Here is a 24,941-nt window from a genome sequence, read left to right as displayed (position 1 = left end):
GCGGCGGGCCTCTCGAAGAGCAACGAGGGCCTCGGCGCCGTCGGCAACTACGCCTCGCTCGCCAATTATACGGCGCTCGGCGGCGTCTTGACGGTCTTCGCTTTGCCGAACTAAGCAAGACGCGAAGTTAACGAATGTCGGCGCTCGGCGCGCACCGTTAAGGTGCGCCGCCGAGCGTCGGCGTTTAAAGTGTGTGAAAAGAGACCAAGGAGAGTGGTATGAGATCGTCGCTGACCGGAGCGTTGGCTCTGGGCGTCATCATGTGCGTGGGAACCTCCGCGATGGCGGAAGCGCCGGGAGATCCCAAGGCCGTCAAATCGGTTGACGGCAAATATTTCGACGCCAAAGGCGATCCCACCTATAATGTCGGCCCTGACGGCAAGGTGGACTGGTACACCTTCTCCGGCTACCGCCGCTATCATGCGGAATGCCATGTCTGCCACGGTCCGAACGGCGGCGGCTCGACCTATGCGCCCGCCCTCAAGGATTCAGTGAAGCGGCTCAATTACGCGGAATTCGCCGGCATCGTCATCGGCGGGCGCCAGAACGGCAACAGCGTCATGCCGGCCTTCGCCGAGAATAAGAACGCCTCCTGCTACCTCGATGACCTATATGTGTATCTCCGCGCGCTCTCGACCGGCGCGATCGAGCCGGGCCGTCCGGCCAAGAAGGAAGACCGCCCCGAGGCCTTCGCCAAGGCCGAGGCCGAGTGCATGGGTCAAAAGTAAGGGCGTCAACGCGATCGCATGATCGGTTTAAGCAAACGTTGGCGCGGCTTGGCTGCGCTGCTTTCGCGGGCTCTCGCCGCCGCAATCCTCTTTGCGGCGGCGCCCGCCTTCGCGCAGCATATGGGGCCGGATTTCGGCGCCAAGGGCGACGATAATCAGGGGTCGATCGAACTCGTCGATCCCAAGACTCTGCGCGTCTGCGCAGATCCCAACAATCTTCCCTTTTCAAACGACAAGGGCGAAGGTTTCGAGAACCGCATCGCCGAATTCTTGGCGCAGAAGCTCGGCAAGGAGCTCGCTTTTTCCTATTATCCAGGCGCCACGGGTTTCGTACGCAACACGCTCAACGCGCATCTTTGCGACGTCATCCTCGGCATGCCGCAGGGCAATGATCTGGTGCAGCCAACCAATCCCTATTACCGCACGACCTACGCCATCGTCACGCGGGCGGGCTCCGAACTCGACGGCATAAAATCGCTCGACGATCCGCGGCTGAAGGAAAAGCCGCATCGCATCGGCCTTGTCGCCAATACGCCGCCCGGCAATGTGCTGGCGATGAATGGCTTGCTGGCGTCAGTGAAGCCCTATCCGCTGATGGTCGATACGCGCGTTGAATCGTCGGGCGCGGCGATGATCCATGATCTCGAAAAAGGCGAGATCGATGTCGCGCTGCTGTGGGGGCCGATCGCCGGCTATTACGCCAAGCGTTCGAGCGAGAAGCTCAATGTGACGCTGCTGCCAGAGACGCCCGGCGCCCGCATGGCGTTTCGCATCGGCTTCGGCGTTCGCCATTCCGATCAGAACTGGAAGCGCGAACTCAATACGCTGATCGCTCAGAACAAGTCCGAGATCGAGCGCATCCTTCTCGAATACGGCGTTCCGCTGCTCGACGAGCAGGGACATCAGATCACGGTTGCGCGATGAACAGGATGAAATATTTTCCGCGCGGCGTTCTCGCCCTTTGCACGGCCTTTGCGCTTTGCGGCGCGCCAGCTTTCGCGCAAGCGCCGCCGGAGCCGGAAACCTATCGCCTCGGCGATTATCACGCGCCGACGCCCGCGACGCTCAAAGGCGCGACGGTGCTCGACACGCCACAGGCGTTCGAATTGTGGGGAGCCAAGAAGGCGGTTTTCATCGACGCGCTGTCGCATCCGCCAAAGCCTGAGGGATTGCCGAAGAACGCTGTGTGGCGCGATCCCAAACGCTTTGACATTCCTGGCAGCATCTGGCTTCCCGACACAGGCTTTGGCGAATTGTCCGAGCCGATGGTGCGCTATTTCGAGCAAGGATTGACGCGCGCGAGCGGCGGCGACAAATCGAAGCCGCTCGTCTTCTATTGCCGCACCAATTGCTGGGCCTCATGGAACGCGGCCAAGCGCGCGATCGCGCTGGGCTACACGAAGGTGATGTGGTATCCGCCGGGCGCCGACGGCTGGGAGCAGGCCGGCCATCCGCTCGAAGAGCGTCAGCCCGAGCCGCGCGATTAGGGCGGCCTAATTCGGAGGGGGCGTCATTCCCGACGCGCGCATAGCGCGCGATCGGGAATCCAGCTCAAGGCCAGCGTTCTTGGATTGGCCCTGGATTCCCGGTCAGGTCTTCGGCCTGCCGGGAATGACATGACCCAAGAGAGCGGATCAACGGGAATCCGTATTACTCCATCGCCTGCTGGATCGCCCGCGCCAGCGCGCCGAAACGCTGCTCGATCAGCGCCGGGCTTTCGCACACATAGCCGACCATGCGCCGCTGCTCCTCGAAGAGCCGCAGCCGCCATTGCAGCGCTTCGCTGGCCTTCTTGATCGCTTCGGGATCGGGGGGCTTTTGGTCCTGCAGGTCGCGCAAAGTCTGCGTCTCTTCGCGGGCTTTTTCCGCCATCGCTTTCAGGCGCCGTCCGAACCGATCGAGACCATTGACCACGTCGCGCCGTTCGTCGTTCATCCGCTCGTAGACGCCGGCAAAGAGCGTCGTCAGGCGCTGCTTGCGCCTGTCGGCGGAAGATTTGGCGAATTGCGCGATGAGCCGTTCGGCTTCGTCGATCGGGGTGCGTCGCTGCGACAGTCGGACGACAAGATCGCCGATGGTTTGGTCCTCGCGCCAATGTTTCATCGCGTCGTCGAGCGGCGGACCGGTCCAGACGCTGGCGACCGCGAGTTCGGGCACGCGCACCTGCCTGCAAGGCCAATCGGGCTGGCTCTGCTGCTGCGGTGCCTGCGCCGTGGCGGCGCCGGCGAAGACGAGCGAAATCAGAGCAAGGAGCAGGCTGCGTTGCATCATGAGGTCCGCCGAGCGTCGCAGGAGCGCGACGCGCTATAATGCCCCATGCAGATCATCCCCGTCATCGATTTTCGCAGCGGCGCGGTCGTGCGCGCCCGCGCCGGCGACCGAGAGAGCTACAGGCCGATCGAATCGCCGCTCGCGGCGACGAGCGCGCTTTCCGATATTGTCGCCGGTTTTTTGACGCTCCATCCTTTCGAGAGAATTTACGTCGCCGATCTCGATGCAATCGAGGGAAGCGGCGATAACAGCCGCGAAATCGCAGCGCTGACCGAATGCTTCCCGGCGCTGCGCTTCATGGTCGATGCTGGCGCAAGGACTTGCGACTGGCGCGGCGTAACCAACGTCGAATGCGTCATTGGCAGCGAATCATTGCGCGACGGAGAAACCATCCGCACGCTGTATGACGATCCCGACGTCATTCTCTCTCTCGATTTTCGCGGCGACGTATTTCTCGGTCCCAAGCCGCTGATCGATTGCGCCGAGCTATGGCCACGCCGGGTCATCGTGATGACGCTCGCCCGCGTGGGCGTCGGCGCCGGGCCGGATGTCGACCGCCTCGCACATATCATCGAGCGGGCAGGCGAACGGCGCGTCTATGCCGCCGGCGGCGTTCGCGACGCGCGCGATCTCGCGCGGCTTGAAGCGATCGGCGCGGCCGGCGCGCTCGTCGCGACGGCGCTGCACGACGGCGCTCTGAAGTGCGCCGATCTCGAACGCTTCAACGGAACGCGCCAAGAAAAAAGGGAGCCTCGAAAGACTCCCTTCTGAAGCTCTCTTGCTTCTAAGTTCTCTTGGCGAGCGATCCGCGGACGCTCAGTTGGCGGCGAAAGGATGTTTCGCGGTGACGCGCGCCGACAGCACGCTGCGCGCGCTTGGATCGCCCTTCATCGCGCGCGCGATGGCTTCCTTAGTGGCGCTGTAGTTGAAGTCCTGAATCTTCTGATCGTCATTGGCGTCCCAATGGATGAAGACGCCGACGCAGATGAAGAGGTCGTCAGCCTGGCTCAATGGAATGACGCCCTCGGCGACGCTGTCGGCGACGGCCTTGGCGACGCCATATTGCGCCGGGCCGAACATCTGAACCGCCTGCTTGGCGTTCTTGATGGTCACCTTGTTGAACATCATCGTATAGGGCTTCACCAACAGGTTCGGCGCAACGACGGCGAGCAGGGTGGTAAAGCCATCCTTGTTGTTGACGAGGCCGTTGGCGAAGGCCTTCTCGGCCGCCGAGCCGCGCGGCCCCATGATCAGGTCGATATGCGCGACCTCATTGCCGTCGCCGACGAGCGATTCGCCGACGCTGGTCTTGGCGCTGCTCGAGGTGAAGCTGGACGACGGCTTCGGAAACAGCGCGCCCAGTAATTTTTCAAAGAACGAAGCCATGATCCCATCCCTCCCGGTGCGTTCGCGTCGCTGCGGCGTCTTTCAGACATTTCGCGCGCGGAATGCCCTTCTTCCTCGTTGCGCCTTCCTTGCGGGAAGACGGAATTGCGGCTGGCGAAGCCTCGGCGCGCCAGAGTTGATTCATTGCCGACCTCATCGGATCGCGCGGTCACATTGCCGCATCGGCGGCGCGCGTCGGTCGGCGAAGCGCGAGCGGGAAGCGTTCGGCTCCCCGCCGCGCATGTTCTTCACGCGTCTCAGTTCGGCGCGAAGGGGTGCTTGGCTTCGTTGCGCTTGGCGACGACTTCGGAGGCCTTCGGCTCGCCCTTGACGGCGCGCGCAATCGCTTCCTTCGTCGCGGTGTAGTTGAAGTCCTGGATCTTCTTGTCGTCCGAAGCGTCCCAGTGAATGAACACGCCGACCGAAATGAAGATGTCGTCGGCTTCGTCGACCGGGATCACGCCTTCGGCCACCGAATCCGCAACCGCCTTGGCGACGCCATGCTGCGCCGGGCCAAACATCTGCACCGCCTGCTTGGCGCCCTTGATCGTCACCTTGTTGAACAGGATCGTGTTGGGCTTGCACAGAAGGTTCGGCGCGACCACCGCGAGCAGCGTCGTGAAGCCGTCCTTGTTGTTGACCAGCGCATTGGCGAAAGCGAGTTCGGCCGCCGAACCGCGCGGACCCATGATCAGGTCGATATGCGCCACTTCGTTGCCGTCGCCGACCAGCGACTCGCCGACCAGCATCTTGTTGATCACAGCCATGTATTCCTCCCAGAATTCCTCTTGTAGGCGCGCGCCGTTTGGCTGCGAGCGCCTCTATCCCCTCTTCGGCCTCGAGCCAAAAAAGCTCGACCACTCCGCTGGCCGGATAGCCGCGAGACCATCCCGCGCGCGCGGACTCAACCATTTTTGCGCGGCCTTGCCAAGATGGCGGCCAGATAATCAGTGAAAAGAACCGCGACCGTCAGATCGGCGCTCGTGCCTGGATTCAATCCGCGCCGTTTTAGGGCGCGGTCGAATTCCAGCGCCAGTTCGAACGCGGCGTCGCGGCTCTTGGCGCTTTTCAGGTCTGTTTCAAAACGGGCCGCCTCGCCGCGGACTGTTTCGGCGGCCGCGCGTCCGTGCTTACGGACGATATGGCTGTCGGGAAATGCGGCGAGCAACGCCGCATAGACGCTCAGCGTCGCCAGCGGCGGGTCGGCGCCCCGCATTCGCGCCTCGGCCAAAGTCTCAAGGCCAAGGTCGAAAATATCGGCGAAGCCATTGGCGTATTGCCAGGCGATGCGGTCCCGGTCGGCTGCGGCCCGCATCGCCTCGAGCAGAGTTGTTTGGGCCTGCGCATGGACGTCATGCTCGGGCGCCTCGCCGAGCCCCGCAGGCTGCGCATGGGCGATGGCGCGAAAGGCGGCGGCGGCGTCATCTATGTCGAGCGCCTGCAGCACGCGCTGCGTCTCACGGCGAAGATCGGCGCTTTGCGCGGTCGCGGCGGCCTGCGCCAGCGGCGCGCAAAGCAGGATAATGCCGAGATTGGTGTTTTGCCCGACGCGCGCCCATGTCGCTTCGACGGCGCCCTCGATACGCGCGCCGACAGTAGAGTGTGTCGCGGCGATGAACGGCGCGGCGGCCTCGGCGCTGACGATGAAATCCGCCGTCGTCATGCCATGGCCGTCGGCGAAGACATGGACGTTGCCGGGCTTGGGCGCCTGCAACTCAGCTTCGCAGGCGGCGATGAAGCCGGTCGCGATATCTTGCGGCGCGACCCCGCAACCCGTCATGTCAGACGCGCTGGCGCGCAGGCGTCATCAGCGCAAGCGCGTCGGCGACGATCCGGTCGGCGATCGAAACGGGCGTCACCCGTTGAAGTCCGCTCCAGCCGGGCATGCTGTTGACTTCAAGAATGAGCGGCTCGCCTTTGCGGTCATTGATGAGGTCGACGCCGGCGAAATCGACGCAGAGCGCGTTTGCTGCGGCGAGCGCAATCTGCGCCTCTCGCGCTGAGGGCTCAACCGCGAGCGGCTTCGCGCCCTGCCGCACATTGGTGATCCAATGGCTTGAACGCCGGCGCATGGCGGCGACGATGTCGCCGCGCGAGACGAGAATGCGCATGTCTTCGAACGGCGGCCGGGCGGGGCCAACGAAGCGCTGGAGATAGAATACGCCGCGCGCCTCCTGAAGCGACGGCAGATCGCTTTCGCTTTCGATCAATCGCAGGCCCCAGCCCTGCGCGCCAAAAAGCGGCTTCATCGCGAGCGGGCCTTTGCCACATTCGCGCCGCGCGATGGCGCGCGCCTGCGCGAGACTCTGCGCGGCGAAAGTCTCAGGCGTCGGCAATCCGGCCTGCGCCAGAAGAAAACTCGCCATGGATTTATCGGTGCAGCGTTCGATCGCCCGAGCGCTGTTGACGACCGGAACGCCGAGCGCCTCCAGCGCATGCAGCGCGCCGAGCCGCATGGTGATCGCCTCCAGCGAGCCGTCGCCGATGGCGCGAACGATGGCGAGATCGGGCGGGTCGCGAAAGCCCGGAATGACGAGGCCGTGGGCGCGGCCCGTCTCGATCTTGCAGGCGGAGAGCCGTACGGCGACAGGCGTCGCGCCCTGCGCGCGCAAGGCGCGAAGCGTGCGCTCGACATGCCAGTCGAGCTTGTCGGTGAAGACCGCGACGCGGGGGCTCCCACCTCCCCCTCGAGGGGGGAGGTCGAGCGCCGAAGGCGCTCGGGTGGGGGCGAGAAAAGCCGCCGTCATCTGACTTTGTCACCCCACCCCGGCGCTGCGCGCCGACTCTCCCTCTCAAGGGGAGGGTGTTGCGCGCGCGTCACCCGAAAGATTTATCGAGCAACGCCAGATTGATTTCGCCGGCGCGGAAGGTTTCGCCGGTTTCGACCGCGGTCACCAGAGCTTCGGCCGGCGAAAACAGGCTGCCGTCGATCTTGTAGAAGTCGCCCTTATAGGACTTGAAGATTTCCGCGAAAGGCTGGCCGTAATCTCGGGAATTGGCGCTCGGCAGCTTCTCGGCGAGTTCCTTGGCGGCGGCGGCCGGGCCTTTCACGAAGAGATGCGCGCGGCCGGCGTAAATGATCGAATCATTGGTGCGGCCCATCGCCTGCACGAAATCGGGATGGGGCGGCGAGAGCGGCGCCGTCGCGATTCCGTCGATAATGTCGTCGAGCGGAAAATGCAGCTCATGCGCCTTGTGCAGCGCAACTTCGAGCACCCGTCCGACCACTTGAACGCTGCCGGCGAGCGACTGCGTCGGCGCGTAGATGAAGGCGACCTTGTCCGGCGACACGCCGGCGCGCGAGGCGACTTTCTCGACGACCTCCTTTGGTGGCGGCGAGCCGCTTTCGAGCACGATGGTCACGCGGTCGGCGAGATCGCGGTAGGACAGCTCCTCGAAAAGCTTTTCGGCGCGGGCCTGAGCGCGGCCCGGTCCCGAGCCCAAAGCGAAGAATTTCTCATGGGCGAGGCTCCAGCCGGCGTATTGGCTGGCGAGACAGGCGACGACCGGATCGGCGCTGGTCACGGTCAGCCAGAACGGCCATTTCGGCGCGGCCGGGGCGTGGGAAAGGCTCACGCTCCCTAGTCCGCCCATGCAGATTTCAGTCAGCAGCAGACCGGCCTCGATGCCGCCGGGGACCTTGGCGCCGGCGTCGATCAGCAGTTCGCCGAGACTGCCGCGCCCGACCGAGACCCGATATTTCGCCGCGCCCGCGACAAGACGGTCGACCAGCGCGCCCGCAAGCGCATTCACGCTTTCGGTCGTTCGGCCGGTGACATTGAGGCTTCCGCTCACTTGTGGTCCTTCCCCTCTTTCATTGTGTGGCGCTTTCCGCCCTCTTCCGGCCGTTCTAAGCAGCGAGCCCGCAGCCGGTTCGCGTCGCGGAACTTATCGAGCTTTAGTCCGAAGCGAAAGATCGACGGCGTCGCAGTTTGCGTGGGCGAGTCGCCGCCAGCGGCGGGAGGGCGAACCACATTCAGAGAATGGAGATGCAAATTTTTCAATCTTTTTGCCTCAGGCAGCGAAACCAATCGGCGGCTGAAACGTTGAGCATGGCCTGTGTGTTTGCGCATATCCGCGGGCGCGTTTTGAGGATGGGCTACAGACATTATTTCGCTAGGGGACGAACGATGGATTTGCAGCCGACTGAACCGAACGCCGCGGAACGCACGGCCGGCGACCTTGCGTTGAACGACGTGCTTTATGTGGCGCTGGCCATCGCCGTCATTCTCTTCGGCAATGTCGCCTTGGTCCGCGCCATGGATGTTGCGCTCGACGTTTGGGCGCGTTCCCCGTTCTAGACTGAAATCTGAAATTCTGAGCTTCCCCCACGGCCAAGGCTGCTTGGCGCGGGAGGCGGCGGCTTGTGGCGCCGAGCGGACCCGCTCCCGGCGCCAATCCCTATTTCCAAGCCCATTTCGTCGCCTTCGGCGCGGGAGGCGATGGACGCCGAGCCCAAAATTGCGGCATGATATAGGTCAAGACGCCTGGTCGGACCGGCGGAGACATGCTGATGATGAGGCTCCTTTTCATTCTTGTCGCGGCGATCGGCTTGATCGCGCGCGCGGACGCGCAGGCGGTGCGCCGGGATTCCGCCAAGGCTTTCCAGAAAGTGCGGGAATGCTCGGCCCAGATGGGGCCGGACGTCATTACCTTCAGCTTTTACCAGCCGACGCAATCGAGAAGCCAGTTCTGCGAGGACATTCCAGAAACGGGACCGACGACGATCGTGATCGACACGCTGCAGGACGAATTGCGGGACATGATGGTGGAAATCCGCATCGTCGAGGCGGATCCGAAGGGTGACGAAAACGCAGCGCCGAACGAAGCCTATCTCCCGCCCGCGCAGTTCCGGACCGGGGTGATCCAGCTCGAACACGATTTCAAGAAAAAGGGAGACTTCGTCGCCCTGGTGCGGGCGCGGAGCGTGGATGGCCGCAAGGAATATAACGCCCGTTTCGCCTTCTCGGTCGGCGAAGAGTTTCTGCGCGATTGGACCGCGATCGCCATCGCCACCGGCGTCGCGCTTGCTCTCGGCGCGGGCTGGTATGCGCATTCCCTCCGCAGTCGAGCATCCGAGAAGACCAAGCTCAGAAAAGCGTGATGGCGCCCCATTCGCTACGCTGAACCGGCGGCCGTCGCATCTTTATGGCGGCGGTTTATCTGGCGTCTCAAAAGACAGATCCGCCCCCGCCGCCACCGGCGTCGCGCCCGCCGCCAGGGCGTCGTCCAGGCGGTCGAGCCGGATCAAGGCAAGACCCTCTTCATCGAGGCGCGAGCCGGTGACGCCGATTTCAACCCCGCCGGCACGGATCGCTTCGCCCGGCGCGGGCGCGCCGCTTTGTGCGCGATATTTCGCGACCCGCTTGCGCACCAGACCGCGATGCTTCATTCGCGAGACCACCTCCTGGCCGACGTAACAGCCCTTCTTGAAGTCGATCCCCGAGAGCAAATCCATATTGGCTTCATGAGGAAAGGTTCCGCCATAGGCGAAGTCGACGCCGCCGAGCGGCACGCCGGCGTGGATGCGCAGCGCCTCATAGTCGCGCCGCTCGTCTTTCGTCGAAATCTTGCCCTTTTCCGCGATGGCGCGGTATCCCAGCGGTCCGCGTGGATCGGCGGCGATGGCGACGGCGTCGACGGCCGGAGGTTCGCACGAGTCCGGGAAGGCGATCGCCTCGAATTCGTCGCTGCGGTTCGTCACGGTCAATTTCGAACGCAGTTTGTATATGTTCAGACGTTTTTGAAGATCGGCAGCAAGGTCGAGCGGACAATCGATGAGATAGCGCTCGTCGCCCGCCGCGAAGACCAGAAAATCGAACAAAATCTTGCCCTGCGGCGTCAGCAGCGCGGCAAATCGCGCTTCGCCCGGCTTGAGCGCGGCGACGTCATTGGTCACGAGATTATGCAGGAACGCGCCTGCGTCTTCGCCCGAAACCTCGATGATTCCCCGATCGTCGAGCAGGATCGCCTTGGTCATCTGTCTCTTGCGCCTCCGCCGCCGGCTGCTTGAGTCTCGCGCCTCTTTGGCGCATTAGCAACAAAAGCCCACCCCGCGACCGCATCGCAAGCGAGGCGCCATTTCATGCCGCAGGTCTTCGACGTCATCCTCTCCGGCGGCGCGCTGGTCAATCAGGACGGCGAGGGCGCGCGCGATGTCGGCCTTCGCGACGGCAGGATCGCTGAGATCGGCGACCTTTTCCGCGCCTCGGCCGGGGAGAGGATCGACTGCCGCGGCCTTCATATTCTGCCCGGCGTCGTCGATACGCAGGTGCACTTTCGCGAGCCGGGCGCGCCGCATAAGGAAGACCTCGAATCGGGCTCGCGCGGCGCGGTTCTCGGCGGCGTCGTCGGCGTCTTCGACATGCCCAACACCAATCCTCTGACGACCGGCGAAGCCGAGCTTGCCGACAAGGTCGCGCGCGCGAGCGGACGCATGCATTGCGATTTCGCCTTCTGGGTCGGCGGCACGCATGAGAACGCCCGTCATCTTGGCGAATTGGAGCGCCTGCCTGGCGCGGCCGGAATCAAGGTTTTCATGGGCTCCTCGACCGGCTCGCTGCTCATCGCCGACGACGCCGGCATCGCGGAAGTATTGTCGCATACGCACCGGCGCGCCGCTTTTCACAGCGAAGACGAAGACCGGCTGAACCTGCGCAAGTCCCTGCGCATCGATGGCGATCCGTCGTCCCATCCGGTCTGGCGCGACGTCGAAACGGCGGTGCGCTCGACGCGGCGACTCATGAACATCGCCCGCGACAAGGGTGCGCTCGTGCATGTGCTGCATGTGACGACCGAAGAAGAGATCGCGCTGCTCGCCGAACATAAGGACATCGCCAGCGTCGAGGTGACGCCGCACCATCTGACGATGGACGACAGCGACTATGCGCGCATCGGCACGCTCGCTCAGATGAATCCGCCGGTGCGCGAGGCGCGCCATCGCGAAGGTCTGTGGCGCGGAGTCGCGCAGGGCGTCGTCGACGTGCTGGGCTCCGACCATGCGCCCCATACGCTCGAAGAAAAGGCCAAGCCATATCCCAATAGCCCGTCGGGGATGACGGGCGTGCAGACGCTCGTTCCTCTGCTGCTCGATCACGTCAACGCCGGCCGACTGACCTTGCAGCGTTTCGTCGACCTGACGAGCGCCGGTCCGGCGCGGCTTTTCGGCATAGCCGGCAAGGGGCGCGTCGCGGTCGGCTATGACGCCGATCTGACCATCGTCGACATGAAGCGCCGCGAAACCATCCGCAATTCATGGATCGCTGCGCGCGTCGGCTGGACGCCCTATGACGGCAAGGAGGTCGTCGGCTGGCCGGTCGGAACCTTCGTGCGCGGCGCCAGGGTGATGTGGGAAGGCGAGATCGTCACGCCATCGCAAGGCGCGCCGATGCGCTTCTGGGGCGCTCTCTAATCTCCTTTGGCAAGGTTTGCGCGAACGCGCGGCGCCATCCGCGAATCTCAGTCTTCGCTCCAGAAATAGTGCCAGACGCCGTCAGACGCGATGCCGATGCGCGTCGCGCGCGGCTTCCCTTCAGCGTTCGAGCGCGCAAGATCGTCGAAGCGCACGCAGCGCCATCTCGCCAGCGCTTCCTCGTTATTGGCGGGCGGCTCTGGATGGCGCGCGAAGGCCGGCCATTCGTAAAGCGTCGTCGGTCCGCGCATGATTTTGACGTAAGGCTGAGCGAAAATCGCGCGAATGAGCGAAATCGTCTCGCGCCCCTTGCGGTCGAAGGAAAGCGCCTTCAAAATCTCGATCGGATCGGTTCCGGCCCTGAATGCGCCGCTCTTGGCGAAGAGCGGCCGAGTCTCGTTCCAGTCGATCGGAATGCGCAGCGCTTCGACATCTCCCGTCTCGCAAGCGGCGAGAATCTTGTCGCGAATTCTGGCGACGGGCGCCGGCAGTAGTGCGAGATCGCCGATCGGCGGCGAAACCACGTCGGCAATGGCGACGCCCTTGGGTTTACGGATCATGCGGGATCATACCGCGCGCCGGCGTCGATATGCCAATAGATTGAATTTCATTGTTCTTCTACGGCCAAGATTGTCTCAATGTGATGAAACCGCCATGTTCATCGGCGCGTTTCACGGAGGTTGAATGGACGAGATTAAAGATCAGGACGAGTGTTCGGGGAACAAGGCGTCGCCGCGTCTTGAAGCGATGCTGCGCCGGTCGGCGCTGGCGATCGTCGCCGAGCGCCTCTGGCGGGCCGGCCTGGCGCTCGCCACGATCTTCATGTTCTTTTTGACGCTCTCCTGGCTGGGGTTCTGGGGCGCGGCGCCGGTCGAAGCGCGCATCGTCGGCGTGGCGCTGTTCGGCTTCGCGGCGCTTTACATTGTCGTGCGCGAGTCAGTGCGCGGCTGGCCGCACCGCGTCGCGGCGCTCGAACGGTTGGACCGCGGCGCCGACACGGCGCTTCGTCCGGCCTCTTCGCTCGAGGATCGCCTCGCCACGCAGAACGCCGACGCGGGCGTCGAGGCGCTCTGGGCGTTGCATCGCCGGCGCCTGGAGGAAACCCTCGCGAAGACGCCGATCGAATCGCCGCATGCGCGCGTGCCGGAGCGCGACCCCTACGCATTGCGCGCGCTGGCGCTGGTTGCCGCCGTCGCGGCAGGCTTCGCAGCCGGCGACGAAAAGCGCGCGCGCCTCGCCGCCGCCTTCGATTGGCGCCTCGCCGCGAACTTCGGAACCAGCTCGCGGGTTGACGCCTGGCTGGAGCCGCCGGCTTACACCGGCCGCCCGCCGATCGTGCTTGCCAAGGAGGGCGAGGCGCCGATCGAGGCGCCAGTCAATTCGACGCTGCGCATCCGCCCGCCGGACGCCGGCGCGTCGGCCTCCGGCGGACTCGTCGTGGCGCAGCAGGCGGGCGAGGACTCCGGAAAGGAGACGCCGAAAGAACAGGCGTTCAAACTCTCGGGGGCGGCGCAAGTCTCGCTTTCCGACGGCCGGAGCTTCGATCTCGCGGCGATCCCCGACAGACCTCCGACCATCACGCTCACTGAACGGCCGCGCAATAATGCGCGCGGATCGATGACCTTGGCGTTCCGCACGACTGACGACTACGGCGTCGTCGGCGCCGAAGCCGTCTTCAGCAAGCCGCCAGACGGGCGGCGGGCGCTTTACGAGCCGCCGCGACTGGCGCTGGCGTTGCCGCCCGGCGGCGGCGGCCAGGGCGAGGGCAAGGCGACGATCGATCTCGCCGACAGTCCCTTCGGCGGCGCGAAGCTCGCGATGCGGCTCGTCGCCAGGGACGCCGCGGACAATGAAGGCGCTTCCGAAGAGATCGAAATGATTCTGCCCCAGCGGCGCTTCGTCAAGCCGCTGGCGCGCGCGCTCGCTGAACAGAGGCGCATTCTCGCGCTCGATCCGGATTCCCGCGCGAGCGTCCGCACCGCGCTCGAGGCGCTGTCGATCGCGCCGGAAGCCTTCGATACGCCCTCGGCCATCCATCTCGGATTGGGCGAGGCGCGCCGCGCGCTCGACGCCGCGCGCAGCGACGATGATTTGCGCGGCGTCTCTGAAATGCTGTGGGCGATGGCGCTCGACCTCGAAGAAGGCGACATTTCGCAGGCCGAGCGCGATCTTCGCGCCGCCGAGCGCGAATTAAGGGACGCGATCGCGCGCGGCGACAGCGAGGAGGACGTCGCCCAGCGCGCCGAGGAGCTTCGCGCCGCGCTCGACAAATTTCTCCAGCATCTCGGCGCAAGGTTGCCGCCTCCAGGGTCTCCGCTGCGAGAGGCGGAAGGGAGCGCCGACTCAGTTACGCCCGACGAATTGCAGTCGATGCTCGACGAGATGAACAGAGCCATGAAATCCGGCGACATGGCGCAGGCCCAGCGCCTTCTCGACGAGCTCCAGGACATTCTCGAAAATATGCAATCGGGGCAGGGCGCCGGCCAACGCCGTGCGCGCGGGCGCGAAATGACGCGCGCGCTCAGCGAAATCGATCGGCTGTCGCGCGAAGAGCAGCAATTGCGCGACGAGACTTTCCAGGGGATGAACCCCGACGAAGATGACGAGGAGCCGCGCGTCTCGCGCGGGCGCCGTCAGAACGGCCAGCCACGCAGCGAGGAGCAAGGCGCCGAACGCAAGCGCCAGCAGGCGCTGCGCGAGCGGCTGGAGCGGCAGCAGGATGCGCTGCGCGAGGGTGGCGTCGAGGCCGGCGAGGAGCTCGACGAAGCGCGCCGCGCGATGAAGGAGGCGGAAGAGGCGCTCGGCCAATCCGGACAAGGACGCGGCAGGGCGGTCGACGCCCAGGGCCGCGCCGTGCAGGCCCTGCGCAAAGGCGCCGACAGGCTGGCGCAGCAGATGCGCGGGGAGGGCGACGAAAGCGCCGACGAAGAGGGCGGAAGCCCCGGCAGGCGCGGGCGCCGCGGCAAGGGCCGCGATCCGCTCGGTCGCGCGGCCGGCGACGGCAACCGTCCGGATGTCTCCGGCAAATATGATCCGCTTGGACTGCCGCCGGCGCAGCGCGCCCATCGCGTGCAGGAAGAGCTGCGCCGCAGGCTTGGCCAGCCCGAGCGCCCGCAGGACGAACTCGATTATCTGCAGCGGCTGCTGCGGCGATAAACGCCTTGCGGCGAAGCACGCGCTTCTCTACAGCGCAACGAGTTGGGAGTAGCGCCGCTCATGCCAAGTTATTCAAATCTACTGGTGATCGTCGCCGTCGCGGCGGTCGCTCTGGTCGTCGTCGCCGGCTTTATCAATATGTTTCGCGGCGGCGAGGGCGCGCCGGCCCGCGCCCAGAAGCTCATGCGCTGGCGCGTCGGCCTGCAACTGCTGGCGCTTATTATCGTTCTCAGCGTGCTTTACGCGAGAGGCCGCTGGTAGGTCACGCCTATTTGCCGGCGCGCTTTTCCAGCCATGCGACGATCAGCGGATCGTCGATGGCGCCGGTCACCGTCACGACGCCGCCGTCTGGCGCGACGAGCGCCGTGAAGGGCAATTCTCCTCGCCACGTGTTATCCGCCTCGAAATAAAGCTTTTCGACGAAGTCATCGGCGAAGCCGTAATGGTCGGCGTCGGAGAGCCCCGCCTTCTCGATGCGCGCCTGCGCGCGGGCGCGGTCCTCGTCGCTGTCGGTGTTGACGAAGACGAGGTCGAACCCCTTTTTCTCGGCGGCGAATTTCGCCCATTGCGGCAATTCGACGAGGCAGGGCGGACAGGTCACTGACCAGAAATGGACGATGAGCGGCCTGCCGGCGTGCGCCTTGGTCAATTGCGCGAAGGCGCCGCGGCCATAGGGCTTGAAGTCGAAGGCGACCGCGGCGCCGGAGACGAGCGCAAAGGCGAGGGCGAGGACGAAGAGGCGCATTCGGCGAAATCCAACTGACGGTTATGAAGACTCGGGGTCTTGTCATGCCGGGCGCCGCATGGCGGCGACCGGGCATCCAGAGCCGCACCGCGAATCTTCAGAGTTTGCCCTGGTTTCCCGATCGCTTCGCTTCAAGCGAAGCGTCGGGAACGACAAAGCGGCGTGTTTGCAAGAGCGGCGTCACCGCTCCGCCGCGGCGCTTTTCTCGTCTCGCGGCAGCGGCAGAAGCCGATAGCCTTCCTTGTGGGTGACCCACGACAGATAGGCCGCGCCCTTATGGGCGATGAGTTCCGGATGGTCGGAGGCGTCCGCCGTCTGCGCGATCGCGCGCGGCGCGCTCCAGCTCTTGCCGTTGTCGCGCGACATTTGCATCGCGATCGTCGTCGTCGTCCCGTCGAACTCCTTCCAGACGCGATAGAGGCGACCCTTCGCCGCGATCAGCGTCGGATGTCCCGGCGCGCGCGCGTCGTCGCCGAATTTCTCCGGCTCCGAGAAGCTTTTGCCGTCGTCGACGCTGCGGGCGTAGAACAGGCCCTGCCGGTTCTTGCCCTTGGTGAACCAGACCACATGCCAGGCGCCTGAGGCGTCGATGGCGATCGACGGTCCGTGATGCGGACAGCTGTTGATCGACCAGTCGTCGTCGGAAACCCGCGTCGCCGTCGCTTTCGTCGCGTCCGCTGAGAGTTTGGCGACCATGTGGTCGCGGACGCCGCCGTCCAAAACCTGTCGCCAGGCGAAGACCGGCGTTCCGTCCTTGTCGAGCGCGCCCGACATGCGGCAGCATTCGCAGGCGTGATCGATGAGGATCGACTTGCCGTTGAAGGTCTTGCCGCCGTCGTCGGAATAGCCGAAGGCGACGCCGCTGCCTAGGAATTCCTTGCCTTCAGCCTTGGCTTTGAGCGCATGAGTCTTGTCGAGCCAGCCGGCGTAGATTCGGCCCTTGCGATTGATGACGATGCTGTCGAAGCGCTGGCCGCCTTCTGTCAGAAGCGGCTGCGGCGTCGAGAAGCTCTTGCCGCCATCGGTCGAGCGGGCGGTAAAGATCGTGCCGATCATCTGCTTGTCGGGTCGCGTCGTATAGGTCGCGAGCAAGGCGCCATCGTTAAGCGCAACGATTTTGGGGCGCGCGTCGCCATGCGCGTCGATCACCCCGTCAGCGATCGTGGCGATCGCCGTCGGGGCTGAGAACGTCTTGCCATTATCTGATGACGCCGCGGCGTAAACGGTCTTGCCGACCGAGAAGGCGACCCAGAGTCTTCCGTCCCTGGCGAAAGCCGGAACGGCGGTCGCGGCGCAATCGACCTTCGCCTCGGCGCAAGCCGGCACAGGGTGGTGGCCCATCGCGGCATGCGCTGCTGACGGGACCGCGGGCGCCGGCGCGCCCTTGTCTGCGCCGGCGGCCGGCGGATCGGTTTTGTCGGCGCTGACAGCGCCCGCCGCCGGGGCGTCTGGCGCGGCAAGCGCGGCGACGGGGACGCAAACGGCGAGCAGGGTAAAGGCGATGCGCTTCATTTTTCTCTCCTGCTTCTCTCCTGTTTGCGGCATCCCGCGCCGACGCGTTAGGGGCCGCGCAAACCTGCGCGTCCGCTAATGGAATCGAAAACTTTGCAAGCCGTCATAGGAGCCGCCGGGCGGCGGCGGCGCCTTCAGGCCCGAGACGATGGAGCGCGCCAATTCGCCATGCCTGGGCGTGGAAGCCGAAACAATGGCGACGCTGTTTGGCGCGCCAGACGCGCTGAGGCGAAAGCGAACGACGGCTGTTCCTGAGCCGAGATTGGTCACGCCCGGCGAGCGCGCGCGGATGAGCTGAGCGAGCTTGCGCATATAGGCGGCGCTGTCGGCTTTGCTCTTTTTGTCCGCGGACTTTTCGTCCCGCGCAGTCTTGGGCTTCTGTTCGCTCTGCGCCTTGACCTTGTCGTCGCGTCTTTCTGCCTTCCTCTCTGGCTTTGCATCCTTGTGCTCTTCCGGCTTCGGCTCGGCCTTGTCTTCGGTCGTCGGCTTGGGCGTTTCGCCCTGCGCCCGGACCGGCCCGCTTGCGCCCAGCGCACAGGCAAAAGCCAGCGCTGAAAGTCCTATCGTCAGTCGAGAAATTTGCCGCATCTCTCCCTCCTTCAAAAATGCGCGTCGCTACGCGCTGTTATCCGGCGCTCATCGCCGCCGAAATCATTTTGGCGTTCCGCGGAACTTGAAAGTCTGCCCCACGTCCATGGATCCGCCGGGCGGCGGCGGCGCTTCGACGCTCGACAAAATCTTTTTCACGCTCTCTGCAAGCGCGGGACTGGTCGTCTTGTCGATCGTCACCTTGTCGATCTTGCCTTGCGCATTGACGTGGAAGCTCGCCGTGACTTCGCCTTCGCCGGCGGGACTCTCCGCCGGCGTTTGCTTGGCGATCGCGGCGTAGAGCGCCCCGAGGAATTTGCTTTCCGACATCGTCGGCGTAGTGGCGGCGGGCGCGGCCGATCCCTGCGCGGGCGCGGGCACGGCAGGCTTTGGCGCTGCTGCAGGCGCTCGCGTCGCGTTTCGATTCGGCGCGGCGGTCGGCTTGGCGTTCTCGGCATGCGCCGCGCATGCGGCGAGCGCCGCGATCAGGGTAAGCGATCGCGCGAGCTTCATCCTGCCCCCCAACGTCTTAAGAACAATTGACGACGGCGGGCGCGAGCGTCCGCCGATTGCCTTCAGTGGAAGGCGAACGCCTGGCTGACGAAGGCCGCGCCGCACATGCTAGGCCCGCGCGAGGACGATACGATCCGCCGGGCCAGCGCCGCATGCGCCGGACTGGATCCCGAGGCCGAGACGCCCGACAGGCCGCCGCCCGGATTGACGTGGAACGTCACGCTGGCGTGGCCGGGACCAAGACTCGTCGCGCCAGGCGTATGCCGGCGAAGCGCCGCGGCGATATGTGCGAGACATGTCGCTTGGGAGGCGCCTGAACTCGCGGCGTGTCCCTCCGGCGCGCCATAGCGCCGGCGCGCCTGCGCCTGCTGACGCTGCTGCGCGCGCTGGACCTGCTGCTCTTCGATCTTCTTCTTGATCTTGTCGACGTCTTCCTTCTTGGCCGGCAAAGGCACCGCGTCCGGCACCATCACCAAGGGCGGCGGAAGCGCGATCTCGGGCTCCTCGACCGCTTCGGGCGGCGGCGTGTCGTCGGCTTCGGCGACTTCCTCCTGTTCGAAGAAGTCGCCTTCCGACACGAGGTCCATGCTGACCGAGTCAAGGGAGATCGCGTTCGGCTTCGCCGTATAGGCGAGTATGACGAAGACCACGACGTGCAGGGCGATGACCGCGGCGGTCGTCACCGAACGAAGCCACGGCGGCTTGATCGGATCCGGTCCCGGGGGGGGACGGTCGCCCTCTCGCATGATCTGCTGCGGACTGAGCGCGAGATCGGTCATTTCGCCGCCCCCGCGGGCGCGGCCGGAACCTGCGCCGGCGGCGCGCCGGCGGCCGCTGGCGCAGCGTGGCCACGCGCGCCCTTCATGCCCGGGCCGGTCTTGCTGCGCGAGTTGGTCATGATGGCGATATGGGTGATCCCGTTCGTCGCGAGCCTATCCATCACCGCGACGACCTCGCCATAGACGGCCTCGGTGTCGCCGCGGATATGAACGACGCGCGACTGGTCGTCGCCCATCATCACCTTGATGCCGTCAATGAGCGCTTCCGGCGTGGTTTCGTCCGCGCCAAGCGCGATCTTGCCTTCCTTGCCGACCGTCACGACGATCGGCTCTTTTTGGTTGATCGGCGCAGCGGCGCTCGCCTGCGGCAGATTCACTTTGACGCCCTTGGCGAGCAATGGCGCCGTCACCATGAAGATGATGAGCAGCACCAGCATGACGTCGACGAGCGGCGTCACGTTGATTTCGGCGAGCGGCTGATAAAGGCCTTCGGTTGCGCTCTGGCGCTGGCGTGAGGGCATGCCCATTATGCGGCCTCCCGGTCACGACGCGGACGCGCCTGATGGCCGCTGCACATGTGCAGCGACTCGTCCTCGATGTAATGGGCGACCTGCTGGCCGACGCGCGCGAAGGCGGCGCCGATGCGGTTGTAGCCGACCGAGGCGGGAATGGCGGCGGCAAGTCCGTAGGCCGTCGCCGCAAGCGCCTCAGCGATGCCGGGCGCGACGACCGCGAGGCTCGTATCCTGCGACTGTGCGATGCCGGCGAAACTCGTCATGATGCCCCAGACCGTGCCAAAGAGGCCGACGAAAGGCGCGACCGACGAGATGACGGCGAGATTAGGCAGGCCGCCTTCCGCCTTGGTGAGGAACTCGCGCGCGGCGCGGCTCATATGATCGGCGATGCGCGCGCGCTTGTCGCCGATCGTCTCGTCGGGCAGGTCGAGCGCAAAAGCTTCGCGACCCGCCTGCGCGACGGGGGCGAGAACGCCAACGTCTCCGCCAGCGCGGGCCGAGCGCGCCGATTTGGCGATGCGGGTGACGGCCACCACGCCCTCGACGATGAGCACCCACGTCCAGATCGACGCGAGCAGCAGCACCGCCATGACCGCCTTTCCGACAGGACCGGCGTTGAGGAACATGGCGAGAGGGGAAAGCGTATTGTAATCCATTGTCACTCACTCGTTTTGTGGACGCGCTTGCGGCGACCGCGCAGGCGGAGCGTCAGTTTTCGTTTTATTGTGTCGTCGCGAGATGAGCGCCGTCAAAGCGGCGAAACCGCAGGCGGACTCCTGCGCTTCGCGCGTGGAGTCCCGCCCAATTCCGAAAATTTAAATCGACGGCGGCGCGCGCGCGCCATTCGCGGCGCTTGACGTAACGCTTTCCGGCGGTCGTGCGGCGATGGCGCTATGATGGATCGTCGCGGGTCGCGCGGCGGGCCGTGCGACCGAAGCCACCCGCTCAGGCAGAACCGCTGAATTCGTATGAGCGGAGAGACAACAGTCCGGACATTTATGTCTTGAATGCGCCGGCGCGCCATGGCGCTTCGCCGCGGTCGAATCCTGCGCCGCGGCAATCAGTTGTTGTGCGAAATACGCAGAATGCTCGCAAGCGACGCCGTCTGAACCGGCGAATGCGTGCGCGGGCCGAACGGCGCCCGACAGAAGAAGCGACAACATCAGCGCGCAAGCGGCGGCGACGGCGAATGCCGTACGCAATTCCCGACGCATGGCGCGCAACTGTGACATAATTGTCTCTTAGTAGATTTTTTGTAATTTGACAACGCAAGGAGGCTTGGAAAAGCACGGTTTACCGGTCCATGTTCGCACCCTCCGCCGCCAGCGTTAACGGCGGCGAATTCGCTGAGATGGGCATGGGCATTCGTCGATTCGCCGCGCTCTTTGTTGTGTTTGCGCTTGTCGCGAAGCTCGTCTTGCCCTGCGAGGCGTTCTCTGCGGCGGGCGCTGTCGGCGCGCCCACCGCCGCCATCGTCAAGTGCCATCTCCTCGCGAAGATGTCTTTGGCGCAGGGCGAGTCCGATCAGGCGCCTTCAAACGCTCTCGACCATGACGGGTGCTCTTGCGCGCTCTGTCATGTCGGCTGGAGCGCGCCGCCGCCCGCGGACAATCTCTTCCTGATCCGTGGCTTGGCGCATCACGTCGCGCCACGGGCGCCGCCGGCGCTGGCCTTCGTTCCGTCCCAGTTAAACCGCAGCGCGCCAGCGCGCGGTCCGCCTTCCTTCGCCTGATCTGCAAAAAAGTTACGACGGTGCAAGCCGTTCGGATCAGTCGCGCCGCCTTGATCGGCGCCAGAAGGAATTATCTCATGTTTCGCTACTCGCTCCTGCGCGGCGTCTCCGCCGGCGCTCTCTCGATTTTTGCGCTTTCCGAACTCTGCGTGACGCCCGTCGCCGCGCAACAATCGCTGCCGACCATCGACGTCGGCGGCCAGCGTCGTGGGGTCGTTCGCCGGGGAGCCGATCGCGTCGCTGGCCCTGGGAGGACCACGAATGTCGCGCCGGCTCCGGGTCCGGCGCCTGCGACACCGTCCGTCTGGGCGGCGACGCTTCCCGACGGCAAGCCCGCTTTCGTTCAAAAGTGGCAATTGCCCAACACAGTCGCGAGCGTGACGCGCCAGCAGATCCAGCGCCAGATCAACATCGTCGATACGGAAGACGCGGTCAGATACATGCCGAGCCTTTTCGTGCGCAAACGCAACAGCGGCGACACGCAGGCGGTCCTGCAGACCCGCACCTGGGGCGTTTCATCCTCGGCGCGCAGTCTCGTCTATGCCGACGATCTGCTGCTTACGGCGCTCATCGGCAACGATAATACGATCGGCGCCCCGCGCTGGGGCCTCGTGGCGCCGGAGGAAATCGAGCGCGTCGATTTCCTTTATGGGCCGTTCGCGGCGCAATATCCCGGCAACTCGATGGGCGGCGTCCTGAAAATCACGACGCGCATGCCCGAGAAGCTCGAAGTCTCGGTAAAGAATACCACTACCGTGCAGGATTTCTCGCAGTGGGGAACGTCGCGCGGCTTCGTCAATAACGTCTCCAGCTTTTTCGTCGGCGACAAGGTCGGCGATTTCTCCTGGACGGTCTCCGGCAACTGGCAGCGCGGATCACAGCAGCCGCTCACCTATGTCACAGCGCCGAATTTGTACCCTGGAGCCTATTTGGCGACGAACGTCTATGGCACGACATTCGCCAATGTCATCGGCTCGACCGGCAATCTCGCCAATGATCAGGTCAACGCCAAGTTCAAAGCAGCCTACGACTTCACCAACACGATCCGCGGCACATATACGTTCGGCTTCTGGTCGAACGACGGCCAGTCCTACCCTGAGAACTACCTCTATGCGGGCGGTGGTCCCTTCTGGGGGCCGGCGCGCGGCCTAAGCAACTCGAATCTGCAGAGTTTCGCGACCAATGGTCGTTACCGGGTCCAGGAAAAGATCATGGTCAACGCCGCGGCGGTTCGTTCGAACAGCGGCGGATTGTTCGACTTTGAAGTTTCGGCTTCCAACTTCACTTATTTGCAGTCCGATCAGCGCTCGCCCTGGTCCGCCGCCGTGCCCCTCGGCGGCTATACCCAAACCGGGCGGAATACGGTCTTTACCGGCACCTATTGGTCGCTCTTCGACGCCAAGGGCATCGTGCGGCCGCCCGAAGGAATCCTGCAGGGCCATGACATCTCCTTCGGCCTGCATGGCGACCAGTTCCACCTCAACGATCCGGTCTGGCTGACCTCAAATTGGACGGCGGGCACGTCGGCGAGCACCGGCGCAGCGGTGTCGATCGCGCAGGGCACGACGCGCACGCAGGCGCTCTGGTTCCAAGACGCCTTCTACGTCGTCCCCGACCTCAAATTTACCGTCGGTCTGCGCGGCGAGCATTGGCAGGCGTCGGACGGCTATAATCAGTCGGCGAGCGTCAATAATTTTGGCACTGGGCTGAGAAGTGCGAGCGCGCCGATCTACCAGCCCAATCTCTACAGCACACGTTTCTCTCCCAAGGCGTCGCTCGAATATAAATACGACGATAATTGGCGCGCGGTGGGTTCGATCGGCATGGCCAACCGTTTTCCGACTGTGAAAGAACTTTATAATCTTGCGACCATCGCATCTACCGGCGTCGCGACCAACCCAAATCCAAATTTGCGTCCGGAATCGGCGCTCAGCAAAGAGCTGATGATCGAGCGCAAGCTTGGACCGGATGGAGCCGCGCGCATCTCCTTCTTCGACGAAGAGGTGCGGGACGCGATCATTAATCAGCTCGTCTCCGTGCCCGCGGCGCCGGCGCAGCTGGTGCAAACGGCGACCAACATTCAACGCATCCGCAACAGCGGCATCGAAGTGGCGTTCCAAAAGGACAATTTCTACTTCAGGGGACTCGAGGTGCTCGGCAGCGCCACCTGGCTGAATGCAAGGGTCATCTCCGACCCGACCTGGGCGCCAAGCGTTTCGAACTTCGAATTCCCCTGGGCGACGTCGGTCGCCGGCAAGACTGTGCCGAACGTTCCCGAATGGCGTGGAACGCTCGCGTTCACCTACCGTCCGGACGACCACTGGGCATTCACGCTCGCGGGGCGTTATCAGAGCAAACTGTGGCGCACCTTGGCGAACAATGATCGCGCCTATGGAATTTATTTCGCCTTCGATCCATTCTTCGTCGTGGACACCAAGATCCATTACAAATGGAACGATCGATTCTCATGCGACTTCGGCATCGACAACATCGGCAACTACCGATACTTCCTGTTTCATCCCTTCCCGCAAAGAACCTTCTATGTCGCCGGCCGTTATCAGTTCGGCGAGACGAAGGGCGAGCCGGGCATATTTTACACAGGCAATGAAGGCGGTTTGCCGGACGTCGGCTCCTGGTTCCAGCCGGTCGCTTGGAATTTCGAGTAGCGGCGAGCGACGGAAAGGGACGATCTGCATTCGCCTTCATGGACGGCGATCATGCAAAAAGCGCCCGGGAGGAAACTCCCGAGCGTTTTCTCTTTTTGGGTTGCTGAGGACGCTTAATGCGCCAGCGACTTGACGATCGATTCGACGGTTTTTTTGGCGTCGCCGAACAGCATCATCGTGTTGGGCCAAGAGAACTGTTCGTTCTCGACGCCGACGCAGGCGATCCCATGTCGCGCTTCAAGAACCGCATCGCCTTTCCGCGCGACGACCTCGCGCGGGTTAGTTCTGCGATACTCTTGTCCCGCGGCCAGTCTTTTGAAGATCGGCTTTTCGTTCATCGTCGGCGCTTTTCGAACCGACGACTTTTTTCCCGTCGGGCGCCTGCTTCAAATCGACGAATTTCAACTCGTCGCCGGACTTCTCCAGACGCCAGACGAGGAATCTTTTCCCTAAAACTTGGCCGTTCTTTGTAAATGTCAAATTGTATCTATCCACAGTTCCCTGATCAATTGAGAAAGCAGTCTGTTCGATAGATCTTTCCATCTCGGACGCCAGTGCGTATCGCACATCAGGCGCTCTCCGCCATTTAAAAATGAATTTGACCGCGTTGGACAATCCTTGATCAAGTGCGTCACTGAACGAAGACCTCGACTGACGAACTCGCTCAAAAATTTCCTTTAGGATCAAACCTGCCTCTTTGCCGGGTCGACCCACATATTCGCGATCATAAAAATCAGACGCTGAAACGTAGTTTAACGCATATGTTCCTTTAATTCTCGCATTGGAGAGTTTGTCCAGACGCTTTTCGCATCCCTTAGCATTACAGTTGCATTTTGATATGAGCGCGCTTTGCTTCTGCCTGATGTGCTCGTCGCCAGAGCGACCAGGCGATGATGAACTCTGGTCGGATGCGTTTGCGCGCAAGGCGCGTCGCGATAC

At 64.1% G+C, this 24,941-nt stretch carries 27 protein-coding genes and 1 pseudogene; 11 read left to right on the top strand and 17 right to left on the bottom strand.

All coding sequences use genetic code 11. The features are described from left to right. Nucleotides 1–260 precede the first annotated feature (260 nt). From AB7I51_RS14020 to AB7I51_RS14010, 3 genes are read left to right on the top strand one after another with little or no spacing between them, the layout of a single operon-like run. Nucleotides 261–728 carry a c-type cytochrome, methanol metabolism-related gene (locus AB7I51_RS14020; protein ID WP_428405593.1) on the top strand — a complete coding sequence of 156 codons (468 nt, stop codon included), beginning with the start codon at nucleotides 261–263 and terminating at the stop codon, nucleotides 726–728. A gap of 18 nt (nucleotides 729–746) precedes the next feature. Beyond that, nucleotides 747–1,652: a substrate-binding domain-containing protein gene (locus AB7I51_RS14015; RefSeq protein WP_428405592.1), complete on the top strand. Its 906-nt coding sequence runs from the start codon at nucleotides 747–749 to the stop codon at nucleotides 1,650–1,652. Nucleotides 1,653–1,657: 5 nt separating this feature from the next. Beyond that, nucleotides 1,658–2,215, top strand: a complete 558-nt coding sequence (locus AB7I51_RS14010; RefSeq protein ID WP_428406281.1) for a PQQ-dependent catabolism-associated CXXCW motif protein — start codon at nucleotides 1,658–1,660, stop codon at nucleotides 2,213–2,215. 163 nt (nucleotides 2,216–2,378) lie between these two features. Here the strand turns inward: AB7I51_RS14010 and AB7I51_RS14005 are convergent, their stop codons facing one another. Further along, nucleotides 2,379–2,999, bottom strand: coding sequence for a hypothetical protein (locus AB7I51_RS14005; protein ID WP_428405590.1), 621 nt, complete (start codon nucleotides 2,997–2,999; stop codon nucleotides 2,379–2,381). Nucleotides 3,000–3,044: 45 nt separating this feature from the next. Here AB7I51_RS14005 and AB7I51_RS14000 point away from each other — a divergent pair, with 45 nt between their 5' ends. Beyond that, the gene (locus tag AB7I51_RS14000; RefSeq protein WP_428405589.1) at nucleotides 3,045–3,770 is read left to right on the top strand and encodes a HisA/HisF-related TIM barrel protein; all 726 of its coding nucleotides are present in this window, start codon (nucleotides 3,045–3,047) and stop codon (nucleotides 3,768–3,770) included. A 45-nt stretch (nucleotides 3,771–3,815) separates the two neighbouring features. Here the strand turns inward: AB7I51_RS14000 and fae (AB7I51_RS13995) are convergent, their stop codons facing one another. From fae (AB7I51_RS13995) to mch, 5 genes are all read right to left on the bottom strand, one after another. Next, nucleotides 3,816–4,385, bottom strand: a complete 570-nt coding sequence (fae, locus tag AB7I51_RS13995) for a formaldehyde-activating enzyme (RefSeq protein WP_428405588.1) — start codon at nucleotides 4,383–4,385, stop codon at nucleotides 3,816–3,818. Between the two features lie 257 nt (nucleotides 4,386–4,642). After that, nucleotides 4,643–5,152, bottom strand: coding sequence for a formaldehyde-activating enzyme (gene fae, locus AB7I51_RS13990; protein WP_428406197.1), 510 nt, complete (start codon nucleotides 5,150–5,152; stop codon nucleotides 4,643–4,645). Nucleotides 5,153–5,289: 137 nt separating this feature from the next. After that, nucleotides 5,290–6,165: a triphosphoribosyl-dephospho-CoA synthase gene (locus AB7I51_RS13985; RefSeq protein WP_428405067.1), complete on the bottom strand. Its 876-nt coding sequence runs from the start codon at nucleotides 6,163–6,165 to the stop codon at nucleotides 5,290–5,292. Between the two features lies 1 nt (nucleotide 6,166). Further along, on the bottom strand, nucleotides 6,167–7,132 hold the full coding sequence (locus tag AB7I51_RS13980) for an ATP-grasp domain-containing protein (RefSeq protein WP_428405068.1): 966 nt from the start codon (nucleotides 7,130–7,132) through the stop codon (nucleotides 6,167–6,169). 70 nt (nucleotides 7,133–7,202) lie between these two features. Next, the gene (mch, locus tag AB7I51_RS13975) at nucleotides 7,203–8,180 is read right to left on the bottom strand and encodes a methenyltetrahydromethanopterin cyclohydrolase (RefSeq protein ID WP_428405069.1); all 978 of its coding nucleotides are present in this window, start codon (nucleotides 8,178–8,180) and stop codon (nucleotides 7,203–7,205) included. Between the two features lie 335 nt (nucleotides 8,181–8,515). Here mch and AB7I51_RS13970 point away from each other — a divergent pair, with 335 nt between their 5' ends. Beyond that, nucleotides 8,516–8,686 (top strand): hypothetical protein, encoded by a 171-nt coding sequence (locus tag AB7I51_RS13970; protein WP_428406280.1) that lies wholly within the window; start codon nucleotides 8,516–8,518, stop codon nucleotides 8,684–8,686. Nucleotides 8,687–8,898: 212 nt separating this feature from the next. Then, nucleotides 8,899–9,489: a hypothetical protein gene (locus tag AB7I51_RS13965; RefSeq protein ID WP_428405071.1), complete on the top strand. Its 591-nt coding sequence runs from the start codon at nucleotides 8,899–8,901 to the stop codon at nucleotides 9,487–9,489. Nucleotides 9,490–9,531: 42 nt separating this feature from the next. Here the strand turns inward: AB7I51_RS13965 and AB7I51_RS13960 are convergent, their stop codons facing one another. Next, nucleotides 9,532–10,365, bottom strand: coding sequence for a YgfZ/GcvT domain-containing protein (locus AB7I51_RS13960; RefSeq protein WP_428405072.1), 834 nt, complete (start codon nucleotides 10,363–10,365; stop codon nucleotides 9,532–9,534). 105 nt (nucleotides 10,366–10,470) lie between these two features. On the opposite strand from AB7I51_RS13960, the gene AB7I51_RS13955 reads away from it, so the two are divergent. Next, complete coding sequence (locus tag AB7I51_RS13955; RefSeq protein ID WP_428405073.1) at nucleotides 10,471–11,796, top strand: dihydroorotase; 1,326 nt, start codon at nucleotides 10,471–10,473, stop codon at nucleotides 11,794–11,796. A gap of 47 nt (nucleotides 11,797–11,843) precedes the next feature. On the opposite strand, the gene AB7I51_RS13950 is transcribed toward AB7I51_RS13955, so the two are convergent. After that, nucleotides 11,844–12,356, bottom strand: coding sequence for a hypothetical protein (locus AB7I51_RS13950; RefSeq protein ID WP_428405074.1), 513 nt, complete (start codon nucleotides 12,354–12,356; stop codon nucleotides 11,844–11,846). Nucleotides 12,357–12,480: 124 nt separating this feature from the next. Here AB7I51_RS13950 and AB7I51_RS13945 point away from each other — a divergent pair, with 124 nt between their 5' ends. Both AB7I51_RS13945 and AB7I51_RS13940 read left to right on the top strand, forming a co-directional pair. Continuing rightward, entirely contained in the window at nucleotides 12,481–14,952 is a 2,472-nt protein-coding gene (locus AB7I51_RS13945; RefSeq protein WP_428405075.1) for a TIGR02302 family protein, read from the top strand. A gap of 60 nt (nucleotides 14,953–15,012) precedes the next feature. Further along, entirely contained in the window at nucleotides 15,013–15,213 is a 201-nt protein-coding gene (locus tag AB7I51_RS13940; protein ID WP_428405076.1) for a twin transmembrane helix small protein, read from the top strand. A gap of 7 nt (nucleotides 15,214–15,220) precedes the next feature. Here AB7I51_RS13940 and AB7I51_RS13935 read toward each other — a convergent pair whose 3' ends face one another. From AB7I51_RS13935 to AB7I51_RS13905, 7 genes are all read right to left on the bottom strand, one after another. Next, nucleotides 15,221–15,697 (bottom strand): TlpA family protein disulfide reductase, encoded by a 477-nt coding sequence (locus AB7I51_RS13935; RefSeq protein ID WP_428405077.1) that lies wholly within the window; start codon nucleotides 15,695–15,697, stop codon nucleotides 15,221–15,223. A 180-nt stretch (nucleotides 15,698–15,877) separates the two neighbouring features. Beyond that, a complete protein-coding gene (locus tag AB7I51_RS13930; protein WP_428405078.1) occupies nucleotides 15,878–17,209 on the bottom strand; it encodes a sialidase family protein in 1,332 nt (443 codons plus the stop codon). A gap of 75 nt (nucleotides 17,210–17,284) precedes the next feature. Further along, nucleotides 17,285–17,797 carry a hypothetical protein gene (locus AB7I51_RS13925; protein ID WP_428405079.1) on the bottom strand — a complete coding sequence of 171 codons (513 nt, stop codon included), beginning with the start codon at nucleotides 17,795–17,797 and terminating at the stop codon, nucleotides 17,285–17,287. 63 nt (nucleotides 17,798–17,860) lie between these two features. Then, complete coding sequence (locus AB7I51_RS13920) at nucleotides 17,861–18,310, bottom strand: energy transducer TonB family protein (RefSeq protein ID WP_428405080.1); 450 nt, start codon at nucleotides 18,308–18,310, stop codon at nucleotides 17,861–17,863. A 62-nt stretch (nucleotides 18,311–18,372) separates the two neighbouring features. Further along, on the bottom strand, nucleotides 18,373–19,089 hold the full coding sequence (locus AB7I51_RS13915) for an energy transducer TonB (RefSeq protein WP_428405081.1): 717 nt from the start codon (nucleotides 19,087–19,089) through the stop codon (nucleotides 18,373–18,375). Continuing rightward, nucleotides 19,086–19,616: an ExbD/TolR family protein gene (locus AB7I51_RS13910; protein WP_428405082.1), complete on the bottom strand. Its 531-nt coding sequence runs from the start codon at nucleotides 19,614–19,616 to the stop codon at nucleotides 19,086–19,088. The genes AB7I51_RS13915 and AB7I51_RS13910 overlap by 4 nt, the downstream gene beginning before the upstream one ends. After that, nucleotides 19,616–20,260 carry a MotA/TolQ/ExbB proton channel family protein gene (locus tag AB7I51_RS13905; protein WP_428405083.1) on the bottom strand — a complete coding sequence of 215 codons (645 nt, stop codon included), beginning with the start codon at nucleotides 20,258–20,260 and terminating at the stop codon, nucleotides 19,616–19,618. The genes AB7I51_RS13910 and AB7I51_RS13905 overlap by 1 nt, the downstream gene beginning before the upstream one ends. 647 nt (nucleotides 20,261–20,907) lie before the next feature. Here AB7I51_RS13905 and AB7I51_RS13900 point away from each other — a divergent pair. Then, on the top strand, nucleotides 20,908–21,336 hold the full coding sequence (locus AB7I51_RS13900; RefSeq protein ID WP_428405084.1) for a hypothetical protein: 429 nt from the start codon (nucleotides 20,908–20,910) through the stop codon (nucleotides 21,334–21,336). Nucleotides 21,337–21,413: 77 nt separating this feature from the next. Next, nucleotides 21,414–24,002 (top strand): TonB-dependent receptor, encoded by a 2,589-nt coding sequence (locus AB7I51_RS13895; RefSeq protein ID WP_428405085.1) that lies wholly within the window; start codon nucleotides 21,414–21,416, stop codon nucleotides 24,000–24,002. 113 nt (nucleotides 24,003–24,115) lie between these two features. Here AB7I51_RS13895 and AB7I51_RS13890 read toward each other — a convergent pair. Together AB7I51_RS13890 and AB7I51_RS13885 are read right to left on the bottom strand one after the other, a co-directional pair. After that, a pseudogene (locus AB7I51_RS13890) lies at nucleotides 24,116–24,246 on the bottom strand (NAD(P)(+) transhydrogenase (Re/Si-specific) subunit beta); the annotation flags it as partial. A gap of 35 nt (nucleotides 24,247–24,281) precedes the next feature. Continuing rightward, nucleotides 24,282–24,941 (bottom strand): hypothetical protein (locus AB7I51_RS13885; RefSeq protein WP_428405086.1); only part of this gene is annotated, 660 nt, incomplete at its 5' end.

It is taken from the genome of Methylocystis sp. (assembly GCF_050246715.1).
GTDB lineage: Bacteria > Pseudomonadota > Alphaproteobacteria > Rhizobiales > Beijerinckiaceae > Methylocystis.
The sequence above is the reverse complement of the archived record's forward strand: the minus strand, read 5'-3'. Positions and strand labels throughout refer to the sequence as shown.